This window comes from Arthrobacter sp. 05T45 (assembly GCF_056395875.1).
In genome coordinates, this window is sequence record NZ_JBFTKI010000029.1 from 1 (window position 1) to 16,827 (window position 16,827).

Annotated in this window: 24 protein-coding genes and 2 pseudogenes; 10 read left to right on the forward strand and 16 right to left on the reverse strand. The window is 64.1% G+C overall.

Going from position 1 to position 16,827, the window contains the following annotated elements; translation table 11 throughout:
- A pseudogene (locus tag AC1DGD_RS19410) lies at nt 1-285 on the reverse strand (carboxypeptidase-like regulatory domain-containing protein); the annotation flags it as partial.
- 82 nt (nt 286-367) lie between these two features.
- Between AC1DGD_RS19410 and AC1DGD_RS19415 the strand changes: the two are divergent.
- Nucleotides 368-742 (forward strand): hypothetical protein, encoded by a 375-nt coding sequence (locus AC1DGD_RS19415; protein WP_476857899.1) that lies wholly within the window; start codon nt 368-370, stop codon nt 740-742.
- Between the two features lie 60 nt (nt 743-802).
- Here the strand turns inward: AC1DGD_RS19415 and AC1DGD_RS19420 are convergent, their stop codons facing one another.
- Entirely contained in the window at nt 803-2,206 is a 1,404-nt protein-coding gene (locus AC1DGD_RS19420) for a hypothetical protein (protein ID WP_476857900.1), read from the reverse strand.
- A gap of 348 nt (nt 2,207-2,554) precedes the next feature.
- Here AC1DGD_RS19420 and AC1DGD_RS19425 point away from each other — a divergent pair, with 348 nt between their 5' ends.
- The 5 genes from AC1DGD_RS19425 (at nt 2,555) to AC1DGD_RS19445 (ending at nt 5,054) form a co-directional block, all read left to right on the forward strand.
- Nucleotides 2,555-3,241 carry a GIY-YIG nuclease family protein gene (locus AC1DGD_RS19425; protein ID WP_476857901.1) on the forward strand — a complete coding sequence of 229 codons (687 nt, stop codon included), beginning with the start codon at nt 2,555-2,557 and terminating at the stop codon, nt 3,239-3,241.
- Nucleotides 3,242-3,324: 83 nt separating this feature from the next.
- On the forward strand, nt 3,325-3,615 hold the full coding sequence (locus AC1DGD_RS19430; RefSeq protein ID WP_476857902.1) for a hypothetical protein: 291 nt from the start codon (nt 3,325-3,327) through the stop codon (nt 3,613-3,615).
- 111 nt (nt 3,616-3,726) lie between these two features.
- On the forward strand, nt 3,727-4,185 hold the full coding sequence (locus AC1DGD_RS19435; RefSeq protein WP_476857903.1) for a hypothetical protein: 459 nt from the start codon (nt 3,727-3,729) through the stop codon (nt 4,183-4,185).
- Nucleotides 4,186-4,216: 31 nt separating this feature from the next.
- Nucleotides 4,217-4,384, forward strand: a complete 168-nt coding sequence (locus AC1DGD_RS19440; RefSeq protein ID WP_476857904.1) for a hypothetical protein — start codon at nt 4,217-4,219, stop codon at nt 4,382-4,384.
- Between the two features lie 55 nt (nt 4,385-4,439).
- On the forward strand, nt 4,440-5,054 hold the full coding sequence (locus AC1DGD_RS19445; RefSeq protein WP_476857905.1) for a hypothetical protein: 615 nt from the start codon (nt 4,440-4,442) through the stop codon (nt 5,052-5,054).
- 54 nt (nt 5,055-5,108) lie between these two features.
- Here the strand turns inward: AC1DGD_RS19445 and AC1DGD_RS19450 are convergent, their stop codons facing one another.
- The 10 genes and pseudogenes from AC1DGD_RS19450 to AC1DGD_RS19495 form a co-directional block, all read right to left on the reverse strand.
- Nucleotides 5,109-5,942 (reverse strand): hypothetical protein, encoded by an 834-nt coding sequence (locus AC1DGD_RS19450; protein WP_476857906.1) that lies wholly within the window; start codon nt 5,940-5,942, stop codon nt 5,109-5,111.
- A gap of 139 nt (nt 5,943-6,081) precedes the next feature.
- A pseudogene (locus tag AC1DGD_RS19455) lies at nt 6,082-6,288 on the reverse strand (hypothetical protein); the annotation flags it as partial.
- Nucleotides 6,219-6,413 carry a DUF6884 domain-containing protein gene (locus AC1DGD_RS19460; protein ID WP_476857907.1) on the reverse strand — a complete coding sequence of 65 codons (195 nt, stop codon included), beginning with the start codon at nt 6,411-6,413 and terminating at the stop codon, nt 6,219-6,221. The pseudogene AC1DGD_RS19455 and the gene AC1DGD_RS19460, both read right to left, overlap by 70 nt.
- Nucleotides 6,414-6,600: 187 nt before the next feature.
- Nucleotides 6,601-7,074, reverse strand: coding sequence for a DUF1990 family protein (locus AC1DGD_RS19465; RefSeq protein ID WP_476857908.1), 474 nt, complete (start codon nt 7,072-7,074; stop codon nt 6,601-6,603).
- Between the two features lie 176 nt (nt 7,075-7,250).
- Complete coding sequence (locus tag AC1DGD_RS19470; protein ID WP_476857909.1) at nt 7,251-7,643, reverse strand: excalibur calcium-binding domain-containing protein; 393 nt, start codon at nt 7,641-7,643, stop codon at nt 7,251-7,253.
- A gap of 122 nt (nt 7,644-7,765) precedes the next feature.
- Nucleotides 7,766-7,897, reverse strand: a complete 132-nt coding sequence (locus AC1DGD_RS19475) for a hypothetical protein (protein WP_476857910.1) — start codon at nt 7,895-7,897, stop codon at nt 7,766-7,768.
- A 43-nt stretch (nt 7,898-7,940) separates the two neighbouring features.
- Nucleotides 7,941-8,663, reverse strand: a complete 723-nt coding sequence (locus AC1DGD_RS19480; protein WP_476857911.1) for a hypothetical protein — start codon at nt 8,661-8,663, stop codon at nt 7,941-7,943.
- A gap of 108 nt (nt 8,664-8,771) precedes the next feature.
- On the reverse strand, nt 8,772-9,149 hold the full coding sequence (locus AC1DGD_RS19485) for a hypothetical protein (RefSeq protein WP_476857912.1): 378 nt from the start codon (nt 9,147-9,149) through the stop codon (nt 8,772-8,774).
- A gap of 53 nt (nt 9,150-9,202) precedes the next feature.
- A complete protein-coding gene (locus AC1DGD_RS19490) occupies nt 9,203-9,532 on the reverse strand; it encodes a hypothetical protein (RefSeq protein ID WP_476857913.1) in 330 nt (109 codons plus the stop codon).
- Nucleotides 9,529-9,912, reverse strand: a complete 384-nt coding sequence (locus AC1DGD_RS19495; RefSeq protein WP_476857914.1) for a hypothetical protein — start codon at nt 9,910-9,912, stop codon at nt 9,529-9,531. The genes AC1DGD_RS19490 and AC1DGD_RS19495 overlap by 4 nt, the downstream gene beginning before the upstream one ends.
- 156 nt (nt 9,913-10,068) lie before the next feature.
- Between AC1DGD_RS19495 and AC1DGD_RS19500 the strand changes: the two genes are divergently transcribed.
- Nucleotides 10,069-11,526 (forward strand): hypothetical protein, encoded by a 1,458-nt coding sequence (locus AC1DGD_RS19500; protein ID WP_476857915.1) that lies wholly within the window; start codon nt 10,069-10,071, stop codon nt 11,524-11,526.
- An 84-nt stretch (nt 11,527-11,610) separates the two neighbouring features.
- Here AC1DGD_RS19500 and AC1DGD_RS19505 read toward each other — a convergent pair whose 3' ends face one another.
- Nucleotides 11,611-12,012 (reverse strand): hypothetical protein, encoded by a 402-nt coding sequence (locus AC1DGD_RS19505; RefSeq protein ID WP_476857916.1) that lies wholly within the window; start codon nt 12,010-12,012, stop codon nt 11,611-11,613.
- A 281-nt stretch (nt 12,013-12,293) separates the two neighbouring features.
- Between AC1DGD_RS19505 and AC1DGD_RS19510 the strand changes: the two genes are divergently transcribed.
- Together AC1DGD_RS19510 and AC1DGD_RS19515 are read left to right on the forward strand one after the other, a co-directional pair.
- Nucleotides 12,294-13,583 (forward strand): hypothetical protein, encoded by a 1,290-nt coding sequence (locus AC1DGD_RS19510; RefSeq protein ID WP_476857917.1) that lies wholly within the window; start codon nt 12,294-12,296, stop codon nt 13,581-13,583.
- Between the two features lie 104 nt (nt 13,584-13,687).
- Complete coding sequence (locus AC1DGD_RS19515; protein ID WP_476857918.1) at nt 13,688-13,837, forward strand: hypothetical protein; 150 nt, start codon at nt 13,688-13,690, stop codon at nt 13,835-13,837.
- A 765-nt stretch (nt 13,838-14,602) separates the two neighbouring features.
- Here the strand turns inward: AC1DGD_RS19515 and AC1DGD_RS19520 are convergent.
- On the reverse strand, nt 14,603-15,121 hold the full coding sequence (locus AC1DGD_RS19520) for a hypothetical protein (RefSeq protein WP_476857919.1): 519 nt from the start codon (nt 15,119-15,121) through the stop codon (nt 14,603-14,605).
- Nucleotide 15,122: 1 nt separating this feature from the next.
- Entirely contained in the window at nt 15,123-15,650 is a 528-nt protein-coding gene (locus AC1DGD_RS19525; protein ID WP_476857920.1) for a hypothetical protein, read from the reverse strand.
- Nucleotides 15,651-15,773: 123 nt separating this feature from the next.
- Here AC1DGD_RS19525 and AC1DGD_RS19530 point away from each other — a divergent pair, with 123 nt between their 5' ends.
- Nucleotides 15,774-16,334, forward strand: coding sequence for a hypothetical protein (locus AC1DGD_RS19530; protein WP_476857921.1), 561 nt, complete (start codon nt 15,774-15,776; stop codon nt 16,332-16,334).
- On the opposite strand, the gene AC1DGD_RS19535 is transcribed toward AC1DGD_RS19530, so the two are convergent.
- Entirely contained in the window at nt 16,303-16,809 is a 507-nt protein-coding gene (locus tag AC1DGD_RS19535; RefSeq protein ID WP_476857922.1) for a hypothetical protein, read from the reverse strand. The genes AC1DGD_RS19530 and AC1DGD_RS19535 overlap by 32 nt on opposite strands.
- Nucleotides 16,810-16,827: the final 18 nt, after the last annotated feature.

Genomic DNA, 16,827 nt, shown 5'->3' on the forward strand with positions numbered 1-16,827 from the left:
TTTATAAGTGGCGGCAGTCGCGCCAGTGATCGCGACACCGCTGGCCTTCCACTGATAGGTCAACGCCACCGGCGCCGGCCCCCACGTTCCCGGAACAGCCGTCAGGGTCGAACCGACCTTCGCCGTGCCCGTGATCGTCGGCACCGGCGTGGAGAGCGCCGTGCACGAAGCAGGGAGGGAGCCATTTGCGGGGACGGAGGTGGTGTACCCAAACCCGCGGCTGTCCGCAAGGATGACAGGCGTTCCGGCGGCCTGGCAGCTGTAGTTCATGCTCCATTTGAGCAAGGTGTCAGTCTCGGTCCCTACCGCGTCTGGGAAGTATTGCCCGACGGGCTGCCCTACGGGTGCTGGCCCGAAGCATCCTTTTATGGGCTTGGTCGTCGTAGACTGCACCGGCCATTGCGATACCACCGGCGATGTGTACACCACCCCTCCGATCGTCACGACAGCGCTCAGGTCCGACGGCGGCGTCTGGATAAACGAGAACGGTGCGCACCTTGAGTCGTTGTATGCGGTCGTTACCTTCCGGGGGAACGAGAAGGTAACCGTCCCGCTTCCCCCGGTGGTCCCCGGGGTGATTATCCCGGAGAAGTCTGCACTGGCAGCGGCGCTTGCGGCGCTAAGGCCAGTGACGAGGCTGGTGCCGAGAAGGGCTGCACCGAGTGCAGCAGATACCCATTTCCTGATGTGCGCGGATTTGTACGACAAGAGTCCCCCATATTGGTCGATGCGAAATTCATAACCCTCTGATGCTCGTTACGGTGGTGCCTCTTCAGCCACGCACCACGTCGAACTAACTCCATCAAACGACCTGTGCTGTAGCCGTGGAGGTCTTCGACTTGGTGGTGTAGCCGGTTTTTCTGCCGGTAACCGTGACCGTGATGGTCTTGCCAGCCTGGGCCGCGGCGAGTTTGTAGGTTGCGGCGGTAGCGTCGGTGATGGCGACGCCGTTGGCCTTCCACTGATAGGTCAGCGCCACTGGGGCCGGCCCCCAGGTGCCGGGGACAGCGTTCAGTGTTGAGGCGACCTTTGCCGTGCCGGTGATTGTCGGCACCGGTGCTGGTCCGAGCGTGCCTGCGGCGACCGCGGCGGTGGCTGTGGAGGTCTTCGACTTGGTCGTGTAGCCAGCCTTGGCGCCGGTGACGGTGACCGTGATGGTCTTGCCGGCTTGGGCAGCGGCGAGCTTCAAAGTGGCGGCGGTCGCGCCGGTGATGGCGACGCCGTTGGCTTTCCATTGGTAGGTCAGCGCCACCGGCGCCGGCCCCCAGGTGCTTGGGACCGCGGTCAGGGTCGATCCGACTTTCGCTGTTCCCGTGATCGTCGGCACCGGAGCCGGCCCGAGCGTGCCTGCGGCGACCGCGGCGGTGGCCGCGGACGTCTTGGCGGCGGTGGCGTAGCCAGCTTTGGTGCCCGTGACGGTGACCGTTATTGTCTTGGCCAGGTGTGCGGCGGCGAGCTTGTAGGTGGCGGCGGTAGCACCGGCGATAGCAACGCTGTTGGCCTTCCACTGATACGCCAGGGTTACGGGAGCCGGACCCCACGTTCCCGGGGCCGCGGTTAGCGTCGAACCGACCTTCGGCGCGCCCGTGATTGTCGGCACCGGGGTCGTTGAGAAGGTGAGCGCCGGCGTGCAAGAGGCCGGGAGCGGCCCGTTCGAGGGAATGGTGGTGGAAGGCGGAAATGTGTCTTTCAATGAGATGGTGCCCACTACCTGAGTGCCCGGGGTGCGGCAGGAGTAGTCAATGCCCCACGACAGTCGGTAGTCCTCCACATTGAAGGTCACCCCGGAGATCGTGTTCCCGGCACTGTCCTTGCATGTCACATTACTGAAGGTGTAGCCGTTGCTCTGTGCGCGGTCCCACTGCGTCGCATTTGGCGCCTTATATACATTTGAGCCGATGGTGATGGAAGCAGTCATGTTCGGGTTGGCGTATTTGCCGCCCTGTCCGACACACCGCGGATCGCTGTAGGTGGTGACTACGTAGCCATAACCGTCCGCCGTGATTGACACTGTGCCCGAGCCGCCTGTGACGCCTGGTGCCACATTCAGGTAACCCGGGAAGTGTACTGAGGCATTGGCGGCGCTGAGGCCGGTGACGAGGCTGGTACCGAGAAGGGCCGCACCGAGTGCAGCAGATACCCATTTCCTGATGTGCGTGGACTTGTACGACAAAGATTCCCCCATTTTGCTCGATGCGAAATTCATAACCCTCTGATGCTCGGCACAATGGTGCCTCTTCAGCCAAGGATCACGTCGAACTAACTGCCGCGAGTCTAACCGCACAGCCAACAGAAGAACTTGTATTTTTCTTTGATGACGCGGCAATCGACCGGGACGTCAGGTTCGATAAGTCTCGATCCGCGGCCACGATCGGCCGCCTTGATAAAGTCGGGCGTGCGCGGCAGGTCGCCGCGGCAAGGCCATAGGGGGCGGTACGGGGTTCGGCAGTTGGATCAAGCAGGCATTCGGCACGAAAACCGCGGCGGAGCCAAAGGCCACGCCCTCCCAGCCGGCCGAGTCTCCGTCCGGACTCCGCATTCAAACACGGGCGGGATGAACGCCTGCGTGGAGGTGGCGGGAACGACGACGTTCACCAAGGAAGCAGTGGCTGCCCTGGCCGACCGGCACCGTCTCGGCACCCGCGGCTACTACGAGGGGCCGGCCCAGCTCCAGCAACAACCGGACAATCTCGCCGACCCCCACGCGGTCGCCGTCATCGTCGAGGGCGAGAAAGCCGGCTACCTGCCCTCCCCTGCCAACAGGGGCACCGGGCTGAAGCCGGGCGCCAGTGCACCGGCGGACGCCCTGGCTGAGATGCTGAGCAAGAACAAGTCCCTTCGCCCCGTTACCTATTTGCGGACCCTGGACGACAAGGAAGGCGTGTACGTGATGGTCCTGGACGGCTACCGGCAGGCTTACGTCGGCCAGTCCGGCGACATGCGCAGGCGCATCAAATCGCACTGGACCGGGACCAAGCAGTTCGACCGTCTCCTGTGGGGCGGGGTCGAGGAGTCAGTGATGTCGATCGATGCGTTCCGGGCGCTGGACACGACCCGGATCTTTGCCGCACGGACGATCAGCCCGGACCCTCTGGAGAGGAGGCTCGAGAAGTCGTTCCCGCCGGACTACCTGCTCAACCGCATCGGGGGCAGAGAAATGACGGGCCTCCGGACGCTGTTCATCGGCGCCGAGATGAAACGCCACCGACTCACGACAGAATCCAGCGCGCCTGGCTCCTGAAGATCCAGCCCATATCCAGAAATATGGGTATGGGCCCATGGGGCCATATCCGGTTCGAGCAGCTTCCCTCCTAGACTGGCGCCATGACCGCGAACGCTCCAGAACTCATCGCACTGAAGGCCGCCATCACCGAACGCCTCAACGCCCACGACCTGCTCGGCATCATGGACCACGGGGCGCCGGAGACAGAGTACGACCCGGAGATGGAGGACTTCGCGGTGTTGATTGCCGCCGGCGATCCCATCACGCCCGAGGCTGTGGCCACGGTCTGGCACAAATGGTTCGGCGACCCGTCAGAGGAGCCGGAGGCACCCACGCTTGCGATGGCAAGCCTGGCTGCTGACCTGCAGGCGTGTTCGCCGTCCGGCAGGTAGAGTCGGCGCAAAGCATCCGGACGGGATTGGGGAACCGATGAGGCTTGAGGGTTGGCGCGCAGATGTCATGACGGCCTCTGAGGAGACACGATTCGATCCGGGGCCGAGGACATGACGGCGCAGAGCAGGTCGCTTCCTGGCAAGACCATCAATGAGAGTATTCATGGACCGAACGGGGAGCCGGTTTTTCGGGTACACACTTTTCCTGCACGTCCGGGTCAGCGCCTCCGGGTTGTTTTCGATGAGGTCAATGCCCAGTGGCGGCAAGGACTGTTCATCGCGACCGAAGGCAGCCTGGCCGTCAACGGCGGGTGCTCCCCGTCCCTCATCCTGTGGCAGGACAACGCTCCTCCAGAGATCGACATTGAGGTTGTTGAAAGCAACGGCACCATCACGCTCTATAACGTCTGGGACTCCGGGAGGAAACGCGGCGGGTTTGAGTCGTTGAAGGCCACATCGGGGATGCTCGTCGAGCACATAGAACCTCACGGCTGGCTCTACCGGTGCAATGACATCGGAATCGATCCAGATTTCACGAAGCTAGTTGTGCGAGTGGAAGTTGTGGATTAGCGAGGCGGCTGAATCATCGGGATCCGGTAACGTGGAGGAGCTTTTGGAGGGACGCTGGCCGGCCGGCGACTTCGATGTCCCACTGCTTGGGCTCGTGATGCTGGCGGCCGTTGTTATTGGAGTGACGCTCATCGTCCTGTGGACGGTGCGCAGGGCCCGGCAGGGAAACAACGGCGGCGCAGGGGCACCGCCTTCGTAGATGTCGGCATAGACTGCCGGTGACCGCTCCGCCCTCCCGGCCCGAAGGACACCTCATGGTTGCTCTCGATCCCCAGTACATGACGTTCGACTACCGCTGCGAATACCGGGGCATTCCGGGCACCGAGCACGACGTCGAGGATTATCCGATGAAATGGTCGGTCGCCGTCGACGGGACCGTCTGGGAGGAAGACGAAGCGGGGATTCACATCGGGGACGGCGAGGAAGTCCATATCGGGGACGCCCGGTTCGCGGTCGTGCCGGACGCGGGCCTGATTGACCTGTTCGACACCCTGGACGCGGTCGACCAGGAGCTGGCCAACGTCGCGGAGATGCTCACCACCGAGCGGCCGGACCTCATGCTGGCAGCCGGAATGGAACTCGGCGGAGACCTCCTCGTCCTGACCTCCCTGTGGATCGACCCGAAGTACCGGGGCCACAAGCTCGGGCACGCAGTCCTGAAGGCGATCCTCAACACCGTGGGCCGGGCCACCGCCCTGGTCGTACTGGAGGCAGCCCCCGTCCTCACCGACGACGGACCCCAAGAAGGCAGCCCCGAGCACACGGCCGCGAAGGAAGCGCTGCGGCGGTACTGGGCGGACTACGGTTTCCAGGTAGCCGCCGGCGACTACCTCGCGCTCGGTGACATGGCCGACGCCTTCGACGACTGAGGCTCGATCCGGCAGGCGGACCATCAACAGGCATATGGCTTGCCTGTTGATGGCCTATTTGTAGCTCAGGCTGAGCAGCAGCGTTTTCAGCTGCGCGTACCGTCCGGTTTCCATCCAGGCTTTCGCGGCGGCCGGCGACTTGAAGGCCAGCGTCGAGGGCGAATCGGTCAGGACGACGTAGGCGTTCATGATCCTGTTGGGCAGCAGTATCTGGTTTGAGCCTGAAGAGTCGGTCGTTGCCAGGAACTCCCTGGCATTCCGGACGTCCATGAAGTAGTTGTAGCTGCCGTCCAAGTACTCGTCATAGGCGAAGCCGAACTCCGTGGCTTCCCCTGCCATGTTGGTGATGCCGGACACGGGAGCGTGATCAAGGATGGTCCGCTTGGCCGTGGCGGAGGCGCCGTCGCCGTACTTGCCGCTGTACACGCGGGCCAGGACCGTGCCCGTCTCATCCTTGACGGTCGCCTCGAAGGAGATTTTCTGCTCGTCAGGGCTGTTCACCGGACCGGGCTTGACCGTGACGGTCCAGCCCGCAAAGTAGTCGAAGGAGATGTGGCCGTCCGGGAACGTGAACGTCTGCATCGGGGCGGCCTGGCGGGACGCCGGAGCAGGTGTCTGCACAGCCGCTGCCGTGCTGGCTGCCGGTGACGGGGTGACGGTTGCCGTTGCAGATGCTGTGACGCTGACGCTCGGCAAAGGACTCACGGTCGTGGCCGGCGCTGTCAATTGTGTGGCGTTCGGCTTCGTGTCCGGCGGTGAGGCGCAGGCCGAGGCACTGAGCAGGAATCCCGTCAGGGTCGCTGCGGCCATCAGGCGGGTGGTGCGTGATTTCAAGGTTCCCCCAACAGGAATGCGGGCCAAGGAGCCCGGGCCAGAGGTGTCTTTCATTGTCCCGCTCCTGCATCAATCATGCGTCGATTTTGGCCTGGCCATCGCTCAGTTCACCGGCGAGTTGCCCGGTCAGCCAGCCGATGCCGAGGCCCTTCATCGGGATTTCGACCGGCCACCGGCTGTTATGCACGGCGACTCGGTACTGCTCCCCCGCCAAGGTAACCAGCGTGACGTTCTCCAGGCCGGCCAGCTCGGCGTCGAGCTGGTCCTTGACCCGGGCGCCCCACTGATGGATCGGCGGCGTGGACCTGTGGTTCGTGCCCAGGCGGATGTTTACGGCTCCAGAACAGCGTCCGGGTGCACCAGCCCGTGCTTCGCTGAGAGGACATACCAGCGGTCGCAGGTTGCTTCTGCGTAGGCGGAGGCTTTCTTGAACAGCGGGGAGACGTAGAGTTCGCGGGCCGGTGCCGGGCGCTTCAGCTTCTGCGAGGCGCAGCCGACCAGGCCAACCGTGATTGCGTTGCTCATTGCCGCTCCAGTTCATCGTCCTGAATGCTTCTATGCGGCAAGCCATGCGTAGAGGGACCGGCCCGGCCCGGCCCGGCTAGTCTTTCGGCCTGGGCGGGCAGGCGATTCCACCGTGTTGGCTCGGTTACCAGAGAACTACCCCGACGGCTCACATTCCAGCGGCTGTGGCCCGAAGCCTTGCCGGCCATCACCGGAGCGCCCGGAGGTACCTTCTTCGGACTACACATTGGGCGAGCAGGAGAAGCGGAAAGAGCAGCCGCCATGGTTGTCGTTGTGCCGCTCGGGTGAGCGAGCGGATGGTGAGATGCACGTCGTCGCCGCGACGGTGGACAATGAAGGCTTCCTCGCCGTCGACGGGGTGTCCCGGAAGGGTGCGGTAGGAGAACCCGCTCCTTCCTGCCTCTTGCGCGACGGATACCACCTCCACTGGTTCCACAACGGTGAGGCCGCATGGGTGCGCCGTTACGACGACACGGGCGCCCGGCGACACCGGGTTCTTGGAGTCAACTGCAAATCCACTCGCGGTTTTTACCTTCCACCTGAGCACCTCGTCAGCTGCGCGCTGCCAAACCGCGTCACCATTTCCGACAAAAGCCGTTGCTTCTGAGCGGCGGTACCTCCGGCCGCTGGGAGGCCATTGGTCAAGGTGCGGGCTCGTCATGCCTCACCATTGGCCGTAATCACGGCGGTCAGGACAAATCCCATATGTTCCCCCAATGTCGCTATCCGGACGCTTCAATGCCTACTGTAGAACAGTGGTGCTTCGGTAGGTGCCATCATGCCTTGATGCTCGATGGGACGCCCGTCGTCTTTGCATCGACCCCCGCCCACGTCCGGCTAGTCTTTCGGCCTGGACGGGCAGGCGATTCCGTCGCCGTCCGGATCCAGCTGCTTGGTGTAACCCGGTTCGCCCTTCTTGAAGGGACCCTGGCCGCCAAGCCAGACCTGGTCGCAGCTCGTGTACCGGTAGGTCTTGGGAGGGGTGTCGTCGGCCGGCTTCTTCGTGTGTGCCGGCTTCGGCTTGTGATGCGCCGCCTTGGTCGCTGCGGGCTCGGAGGCTTCCGAGATCGATGGCTCGGTCCGGGCGTCCGCGGAGTCGGCGTGTGCGGCCAAGCTACCGATCGTGCCGGCAATCAAGGCCAGGAGGATCAGAGCCGCGGCAATCCAGACCACCGGTTTAGGCCGCCGCCGGGTGGGTGAGGGCGGGGCGGGCTGGTCGAGCTGACTCACGGGAAGAAATTCCTTTGCTTGGGCGAACGCCAGATCCCATGCGCAGAGATCGTCGTTGGCCCATGCCGGAGGCAGGCGCTCCCCAGCCTATCCCGCTGAGAAGCGCCTGCCGTCGCGGGTTCCTACTTGTAGCTCAGGCTGAGCAGCAGGGTCTTCAGCTGGGCGTAGCGGGCGGTGCCCATGAAGTCCTTGGCGGCGGCCGGGGTGGCGAATTCTGGCGTCTTGGTCGGGGCGAAGGTGACGATGGCCTCCATGATCCTGTTCGGCAGCTGCAGAACCTGAGGCCCGCCCCTCTGCCTACTCGAACGTAAACGCCCCCGCTGGATTGGATTGGTATTCGCCACGCATTAGCCACGTATCCCCTGCCTTCACCATCGGGAACCACGTGTACATCTGGCCCTTGAGGGTGCCGCCCTCCTGGCAATGGACCACGAGCGTCACGTTGCCGGTGAAAACCGGAACCTGGACGCCGTTCGCGTCAGGTCCCGCGGTCAGCGTGGCGATTTCCATGTTGGTTGCATACGGCTTGTCAGTGTCCGTGCACGTCTGACCCGATTTTGCGTGGTAGGTGTAGTTCGGCTTGCCGTCCTTGCCCAGACGGTAGCTGGTCATGACCGGAAGCTCCTTTTTAGAGCTCCAATCCGACTCAAGCTTCTTGAAGGCCGCATCATCGACGAGGGGTCTTAGCTTCGCGGCGGCTTCGTTCCAGTTCCCGTCTGTGGGAACGAAACCTTCAACCGTGTACTCGGGGTGTTCATCGAACATCATGGACAGAATCTTGAGTCCGGCTTTGGCGATCGGAGTGGAGACTTTGCGGTCCTGGCCGAACTCGTGCACCCAATCCTCGTCAAGGACAGTCATCGCAGGGTCGAAGTCCGAAACCTTCTTCTGATGCTCCTGGCTCGGCTTTATCACCGGCTGAGCCGCAGCCGGCGCGGTTGAGCAGCCGGTAGCGGTCAGGGCCAGGGCGGCAAGGAGCCCCACGACTCCGGCCATTCTTGTAGTGCGGTGTTTCTTCATGATGTCCCCCAAATAGTGAGTGGTTACGGGTGCTGCTGTCTAATAGTCGCCGATGAGTTCGGCGGTAGCGATTCCGCGGGCCAGTAGGCCGGCAGGCGTTGTCTCGGGTCAGCGTTTGCGGCTCACCGTAGGGCGGGTGAAGGCGTTGACGTTCCGCTCGGCCAGGACCTCGGCGTTGAAGGGGGCCGCTCCGTAGAACTGGTCGCTGAACGGGGTGCTGGCGAACAGGAGCATGGCGTCATCCGAGTGCAGGGCGGTCATCCGGAACAGGGTCATGGCCGCTCCCCCGACGCCGCCGAACGGGCCAGAGGTGGAGCCGTACCAGGTCTCCCAGGAGACCACCGACCGGAAGACTGCCAGGCCGGTGGCGCCTTTCGGGATCAGGCCGGAGTTCTCGAGCGCGATGAGTGACTGGTGGGCGGCGTCGGCATGGCGGCCGCCGAGGAGTTCGTCGATGAGCTGGTCGGTGATGGTTGTTGCTGACACGGTGGTCCTTTCGGGACTGTAGAGAAGGTGGCTGGGGCGGGTCGTCACCGGGGCTACTCCAGCACCCGGCCGCCGCCGAGCTCGGTGTTAGCCAGTTCGCAGACGTCGTACCAGCCGGGAGAAGTGCGGATCAGGACCTGCGTGTAGCTGTCCAGGCCGCGCGGTCCCATCGCCGTGAACAGGGCTTCACAGACCTGCGACCTGATCCAGGCGTGCTCGGGTCCGGGCGTGATGATGCCGGTCTTGCCCAGTTCAATGCGGCCGTCCCAGTTTCGGCGGATGCCGACCATTGCGATGCCCAGCTCCCGGGTCTCCTGGTTCTCCTCGACGAAGATGTGGGTGACCGGCACCGGGAGGGTGGCCTCGGCGATAATCCGGGTCATGACGGTTCTCCCGCCGGCTTGCCGTGGGTGGCGACCCAGGCGTCCAGGGAGTCGTGGACGGGTGAATCCATGACGAGGGCTGCTGGGTCGTAGAAGCCGAGGCGTTCTCCGATGCGCATCATCTGGTTGGCGAAGCCTTCGCGCTCCATGGTGATCAGGGCCCCGGCGCAGTGCTTGGAGTCCCCGGTGACCTCCCCGGCGCCGTCCTCGGATTCGTAGGAGACGGTCTTGTGGCAGTGGAATGAGGCGTCCGCGTGTAGGGAGTCGGCAATGTCCTGGGCGCGCTCTCGGTCCAGGAACGGTGTCCGGTCGGACCGGAACGGGCAGTCCCCGCAGGGGCGCTTCAAGGCGAAGGGGCGGAAGGTCACATCGGTGCTCATGGCTCCCATGTGTGCGGACCGGGCCGATGCCGTCATCGGCCTGGAAACAGGGACAAGACTCCCGGTTCCCGGCTAGAGTCTGCGGTGGGGGAATAATCGCGCGGGCCGGATCCCGGCCATAGCCATCCCCCGCGGGTTTCGAACAAGGTCGGGGAAATGAATAACAGGGGGATTTTGCGCCGGTCCGTGGCGGCTGCGGCAGCTGTGCTGGCAGTAGCTGCCGGGCTACTGACGCCAGCGGGCCCGGCTCTGGCCGCGGGGCCGGTACAGGCCGTCACCGCCGAGGCGACCGTTGAGCCGACCATTGAGTTGGTGCAGGGGACGGGCAAGACGATGGCCATTACTATGAAGAACGGCATCGGGCTCATCGTCAGGCTGCAGATTGAGAACGCAAACGGCGAAAAGTCGGAATGGACGGCTCCGGCCGCGGCCACAAAGGCCACCTACACGGTCATCGCACCATACAAAATTACTGTCACGGGCATCTCCTGGGCCCGGGCTGTAGCGCTGAAGAATGGCGTCGAGGTCGCCTGGAGTGGGTACTGGAGGTGGTGGGAAGACGCCGGAACAGTAGCGCCGACACCGAAGGTCGATTTCAGCGAATCGGGTTCCCCGAGTTACCCGGCCAAGACGCTGCGGTTCTCTGGTCTGGGCTCCGGGCTCACCGCAACGACCCTCGCCCTCCAGCGCCAGGATGCCGGAGTGTGGAAGACCGTATGGACCTCGCCACAGCTTGCGCCCTACGAGCCCTCGGCGTATTTCCCCGCCTACACCTTCAAGACGGAAGGGGCGGCATCCTTCCGGGCTCTGCTGATCCGGGGCGGCAAGACGATCGCCACGTCGCCGACGAGGACCCTCACCTATAAGAGGCAGTCGACCTCGGTGTCCATGCCGATCAGCAACTTTGCACAGGACATGAAGCCGTTCGGCACCGCGGAAGGCCGCGTCGCTGCGGGAACGCAGTGGTCCCAGACTTACCGGCTGGATAATGCAGTGTCGGACCGCGCGGGCCGGCTCCAGGAACTCCGGGGCAGTACCTGGGTCACTCTCCAGGAACTGGCCTTCAAGAAGTCCAACGGCTACCAGGCCACGATGAAGTCCCCACTGACGGCGGGCACCGTCACGCGCAAGTACCGGGTCACGATTGCCGCCAGCGCCCAGGAGCGGGCCTGGACTTCAAGCACGTCCACCATCCAACATGTGGATCCAGCCCAGTACACGGGGTACACCAAAGCTTCCTACGACTACATGAAGCGTTATTGCCCGAAGCAGGTCATCACCTTGCGGGGCCCGGGGACAAGCTACGCTCGTTATCCGAGCTATCAGATCCAGTTGGCGACCGGGATCGCCGACAAGAAGGGCTTGCAGTTCATTTCGTTGCACGAGTGCGCGCACATCGTCTCGTACAAGCTGTACGCCTCGGACCCGGACCAGCTGGAAAAGCGGATGAACGCCATCTTTGGGAGCCGTTCGGCCCCGGGCATCGAACAGTTGGCCGACTGCATGGCCTCAGCGATGGGCGCCGACATCCGCCTCAGCGGCTACGGCACAAAGAACTGCACCGGTGCCCGCGCGGACGCCGCCCGGAAAGTCCTCGCCGGCCAGAAGCCCTAGCGGGGCAAGACCCGACCCACCGGCATGAAAAAGCCCGGCCATCCCTTGGGCTGGCCGGGCTTTCCTGTGGTGCCTCGGGCGAATCTAGGCGGCGTCGGCCTGGTTGAAGGCAGCGTCCGGGACGAGCTCCCAGTCGCCCGGTTCGTGGATGAGGCGGCGGACGATGCCGTACTCGCCGGACATCCGCAGAATGGGCGCGTCAATGAGGGCAGCTTTGGCTGCTTCGAGGGAGCCGTGCATGACGATGTCGTTGCGGCGGGGCAGGAACTTCACGCCGTACTCGAAGTAGGGCTCTGCGTGCTCGGTGAACTCGGCCTCGAACTGCTCCTTCGTCAGTAGCAGACCGGGTCCAGATTCGGGGACGCCGTTCTCGACGCGCTGGATCCGGTAGAGGCCCTTCAGCGGGGCGGTGATGGTCTCCTCGCAGCGCGCAGCGTGACGTTGCCGTCGGCGTCTTCGAACGGACCGTAATCCAGGTGGAACCACATGAGGTCCTCCGGGGTGTCCAAAATGGTCACTCGGTATTCGGCGGGCTAAGTATCGGAAGGGTAGTCATGGCCAGTCATGTGTGCGGAACGGGCCCCGCCGCTCACCGCCGTCGGCGGAGTCAAAGCGCCCGGTGCTGCGGTGATGGTCATAAGGTTTCTTTCCGTTTCGTGCCTCCACTTCCAGAGGGGGCGTGGCGCGCAAAACGAAGGAGTCTGCAGGAGGCGGAGGCGCAGCCGCGCTAAGCTTCGAGCATCACTCGAATTTCCCTTGGGGGGACCTTGAAAGCCTTGACTCTCGCCCGGCCCGTGGCCGGGCTGCTCACCGCCACCCTGGCATTGCTCGCACTTGTTGCCGGGGCGGCGCCGGCCCAGGCCCTGGCATACGACGCCATCATCACCGGAAAGGTCGTCGGACCTGACGGGAAACCGGTCCCCGGCCTCTTGGTCAGCCCGTACACCGACGCTGACCAGCCCTTTGCATCGTCCGGGCAGGATTGGGCCCAATCCACGCCCACGCAGGCAGACGGCAGCTACAGCTTCAAGGCAGACAGCTCGACCGTCTACAAGGTGCGCATCTCGGATACTGAAGGGTTCTATGACGCCCGAACAGGGACCGTCCGGAACCCACTGACCTATGCCGACAAGTGGTACGGCGGCAAGAGCAATTTCGACGACGAAGCCGGCTACAACTCCGCGAAGAAGATCGTGATCTCGGCCCCCGGCGTCATCAACCTGGGCACGTCCACGGTCGTCCTCGGCACCCTGCCCAAATACGGCGTCACCGCTGCCCCGACCATCACCGGGGAGCTGAAGTACGGCAAGCAGCTGTTCGCCTTGCCCGGCACCTGGTCTCCGCGCCCCCTGCTCGGGTGGAAGTACATCTGGTACCGCGGAACGACGCGCATCGGAGCGGGCCAAACGTACACCGTGACGGCGGACGACATCGGCGCACAGATTCGGGTCGTGGCCAGCGCCTCGCTCTGGGGCGAGTTCGGCTACACAGAGGCAAAGTCGGCATGGGCCAGCGTCCCCGCCGTGAAGCTCCCCTCCCCCGGCGTCACCATCACGGGGACTGCCAAGGTCTACGGATACCTGACGGCAAGCCTTTCCGTCCCAGCAGGGCTGACCCAGTACGCCGTCAACGACATGGCCGCACCCCAGTGGTACCGGAACGGAACCCCCATCAAGGGTGCGACCTCCCTGGCGTATCAGCCAGTCCCCGCCGATGCCGACGCCGTGCTCAGCTTCAAAGCCGGCCCCGGCCTGATCCATCCGGCTGTGCAGTCCAAGAAAATCGGCCCCGGCACGTTTACCTTGGTTACGACACCGGTCATCAAGGGCACACCTAAGCCCGGTTCCACCTTGACCGTGTACGTCGGGGGCTGGCAGCCGACGCCCACCACCTTCACGTACCAGTGGTACCGCTCCGGCGTCCGGATAGCGGGGGCCACGGCGAAGTCCTACAAGCTCACCGCCTCCGACGCCGGCAGGACCATCATGGTGAAGGCAACCGGGCTCCGAACAGGATTCCAGACCACGGCCTCCACCTCGGTCCGGGCGCTCAGCTAGACCACATACACACGCGGACATGCAGAAGGTCGCGTCGATGGTGAGGCTGCGGAAGGCTAAACGGTTGCCTGGAACGTCGTCGCGCGATCGGCACGATGGAGGTCATGTCGACCTCGGGTGAGTGGGCATCCCAGCTCGTCGGCCGGCCGCTAAACCTGGGCAACACCCAAGACAACATCGTCGCCGGTGTGGCCATCATCGCAGCCTTGCTCGCCACCAACCCGAGCAAGGAGATCGCCATCGCCTCCTACTAACAGGGCCAGTATTCGGTGATGAACCGGGCATGTACGAGGACACCAAGGACTAGTCGCCTCCGTCCTCCGGCACCAGAAACCTTTCGCTAGGACAGAACAGAGGGCCCTCACCGTTGATGGGTTGGTGTGGGCCCTCTGCTAGGCGACTCGTTCGGGAGCATCTGGTGGCAGCGAAGGTGCGGGCCTACTCGAGAAGTTCCCGGGTGTCTTCGGCGGCTTCGTACAGCCCCCCCGTGCCTGAAGGGGTGGAGGCCATCTGATCCAGGGCGCCCAGCGGCGGGAACAGTTCGGCGGGCTTTCGATGGTGCCGACCAAGTCATAGGCGCGGGGGGCTCCTGGGGATCCGTTCCGTTGAAGGGTCGCGGGGTCATGCTGAGCAGGCAAAGGCAGCCGGAAGAGCCGCCGCTCCGGCTGGACCACCCGTCCGGTGACCGGGTCGATCAGGGGGATGTGCGCGACGTGGACGGGCTCCAACGGGCGCAGTGCCAGACCCAAGCGGTTTCGGGCGATGTTGGCCACCCTGGTACTCGGGTGGTCGATGAGCTGCCAGAGCGTCTGCGACTCGGTGTCCTGGTCTTGGACGAGGACGACGCGAGCTCTCCGACCTCCAGCAGGAACTGTGGAAGACCAGCGGAAGATGCAGGACCGGATGGCCACGGCCACTGTAGCTGCCGGCCGGGGAAAGACAACCGCTGGATCGACGGCGGGCAGCTTCGCTTCACGCGGCTACCGGGAACCGAATATCCGGCTCTACTGACGGCCGGGTCAGGGCTGCCTTTTTCTTTCGGCGTCCATGAGCACATCAAAGCTCTCAAGACCGTAGTCCGGCGGCGTGAGCAGAGCTACGATGCGTGACGCCTGGTCCGGCTTGCGCACAACCTTGACCTCGACACCGGGAACGCCGTTGATGCTGAGCGGTACCCCCCGCCGGTTGTCCTCGATCAGGGATCGTATCTTGCCCCGCGTGACCTGTGCGTTCGGGTCCCCGGTCAGCTCGAGGATGAAGGCGTTCACCCGCGCTGCCATGTCGGCAATTGTTGCCCTGTCACGCTTGACGTTGGTGGAGATCGTGACCACCATCGCGATGGTGGCTATCAAGGTGCAGACACCTACGAGGACGCTCATGTCCCGAAGCGGGACGATGAAGATCATGAGCAACAGGCAGAGGAGGAAGGTCAGGAAACCCGATCCGATGAACATCGAGCCAGAGTCCTTGAGGGGGAGCCCCGTCCATTGGCTGTCGCCGAACCCTGCGATGTAGTGCTCTGTGGGCTTTGCCGGCATCCTAATTCTCCTTCAATTCAAGGAGTGCCTCGGCCAGTACAACGGCCTCGCGGGCTCTCTTCAGGTCATCGCTCAGTCCTGCATTTGGCACCGTGGCGTCGGCGCCTTCCGTTGTCCCGGCCAGATTTTGTACGGCCCGGCTGAGCTTCTCGCGCTCCTCAGCCACCTTGCGGGACGTCGTGAGCCTTACCCTGCTGAGTTTGAGGTCGTGAAGCGGACCGTCGAGCTCAGCTATTCGCGCGTCCACGGCGGCCAGACGTGCGCCCACACGTTCGCTTCGGGTCCGGAACACGGATTGCATGTTGGCCGCGACAGCCTTCAGATCCTGGAGCCCGCGATGATTCCGCTTTTCGTCCTCAAGGAACTTCTCCACCTCGGCCTGACGTTGCGTCCACTGCCGGTAGCCGTAATCGTTTTCTTCCAGCGCCTTCATGGCGACCGCCCTGACGTGGCCGAGCGCTTTGTGGCGCTCTTTCAGGCTGGCGTCTGCGGCATCGAGCCGCCGCAGGAATTCCGCGTAGTTGTCCATGGGTTTGCTGGTCGATTCCTTTGCGTGGGCTGGACGTTTTCAGAAGTCTATGGGTAACAAGCCGTGGGTGGCGTCAGGACGACGCCGATGACATTTGAGCGGGCTCCGCACACATAATGAAGCATGAGCAATCAGACCTCCCGCCGCCGGTCCCGCCTCCTCCGTGCCGCTAGCCCTACGCTGTGGCCAACCCGGCTGCGCCTGGTACAGCTGAAGGCCGCTTACAAGGCCAACGCCTACTCGGGGCACCCGGAGGACATGCTCGACAGCATTGACCACCAGGAGTCGAAGATCCGGCGCTACAAGGACGGCCTGCGCCCGCTCAAGGCAACGACACCCCAGCGTGTAGCTGAAGCACCCTCCGCACCGGTTGTCACGAATGCCCATGCACAGGAGCACGCGCTCGACGAAGCCACGGCCCGCGGCCGCAGGGACGGTGGCCCGTTCCAGCTGGGACTGGAAGCGGCGGAGCACCGGCTTTCACAGATGCGGGACATGTACGACACCGGCCTTTACAGCAGCCACCCTGAAGAGATGCTCGAAGACATTGAGGTCGAAGAAAACCGCGTCCGCCGCCTGAAAGGTAGACCTGAGAAGGCCCCCGCACCGATTCCCGGTACGGGGGCCTTCTTGCATGGTCTGGAAGCATGGCTCAGCAAGGGGCCTGGGCCGGCTCACGCCTGAGTGCGGCCCGGATCAGGACGAGGACTGCCAGCGCAGGAGCCAGCGTGACTGCCAGGGTGGGCGCAAGGATGTCCGGTGTGTAGGCCACTGAGACGGCGTCGGCCAGGCAGAGGGTGATCGCCATGGCCGCGAATCCGGCAGCAAGAATTGGTACAGCCCGTCGTCGGCGGCCGCGGCGGCCGGCCAGGAGTGCGATGCCGAGGGCGAAGTTGCCCAACGATGACACCAGGAGCAGGGCAGCCAGCGCCGCGAAACCGCCGGACCCGGCCGTCAATGCAACGAACCAGGTAGGGAAGAACTGAACGAGCTCAACAACGGCCAGGGCGATCGATCCGACTCCCGCGGCGGTTCGCGGTCTTAATGCAGGCGGTCTGTGCACGATGGGCGGGAACGTGATGCCGCCCTGGCCAGGCGGCACCGGAGGGTGATAGTCGTCCGGCAGTCCTGGCGTCACCTGCGCGCTGTTCCCGGCCATTGCTCCCCCATCCTGCGG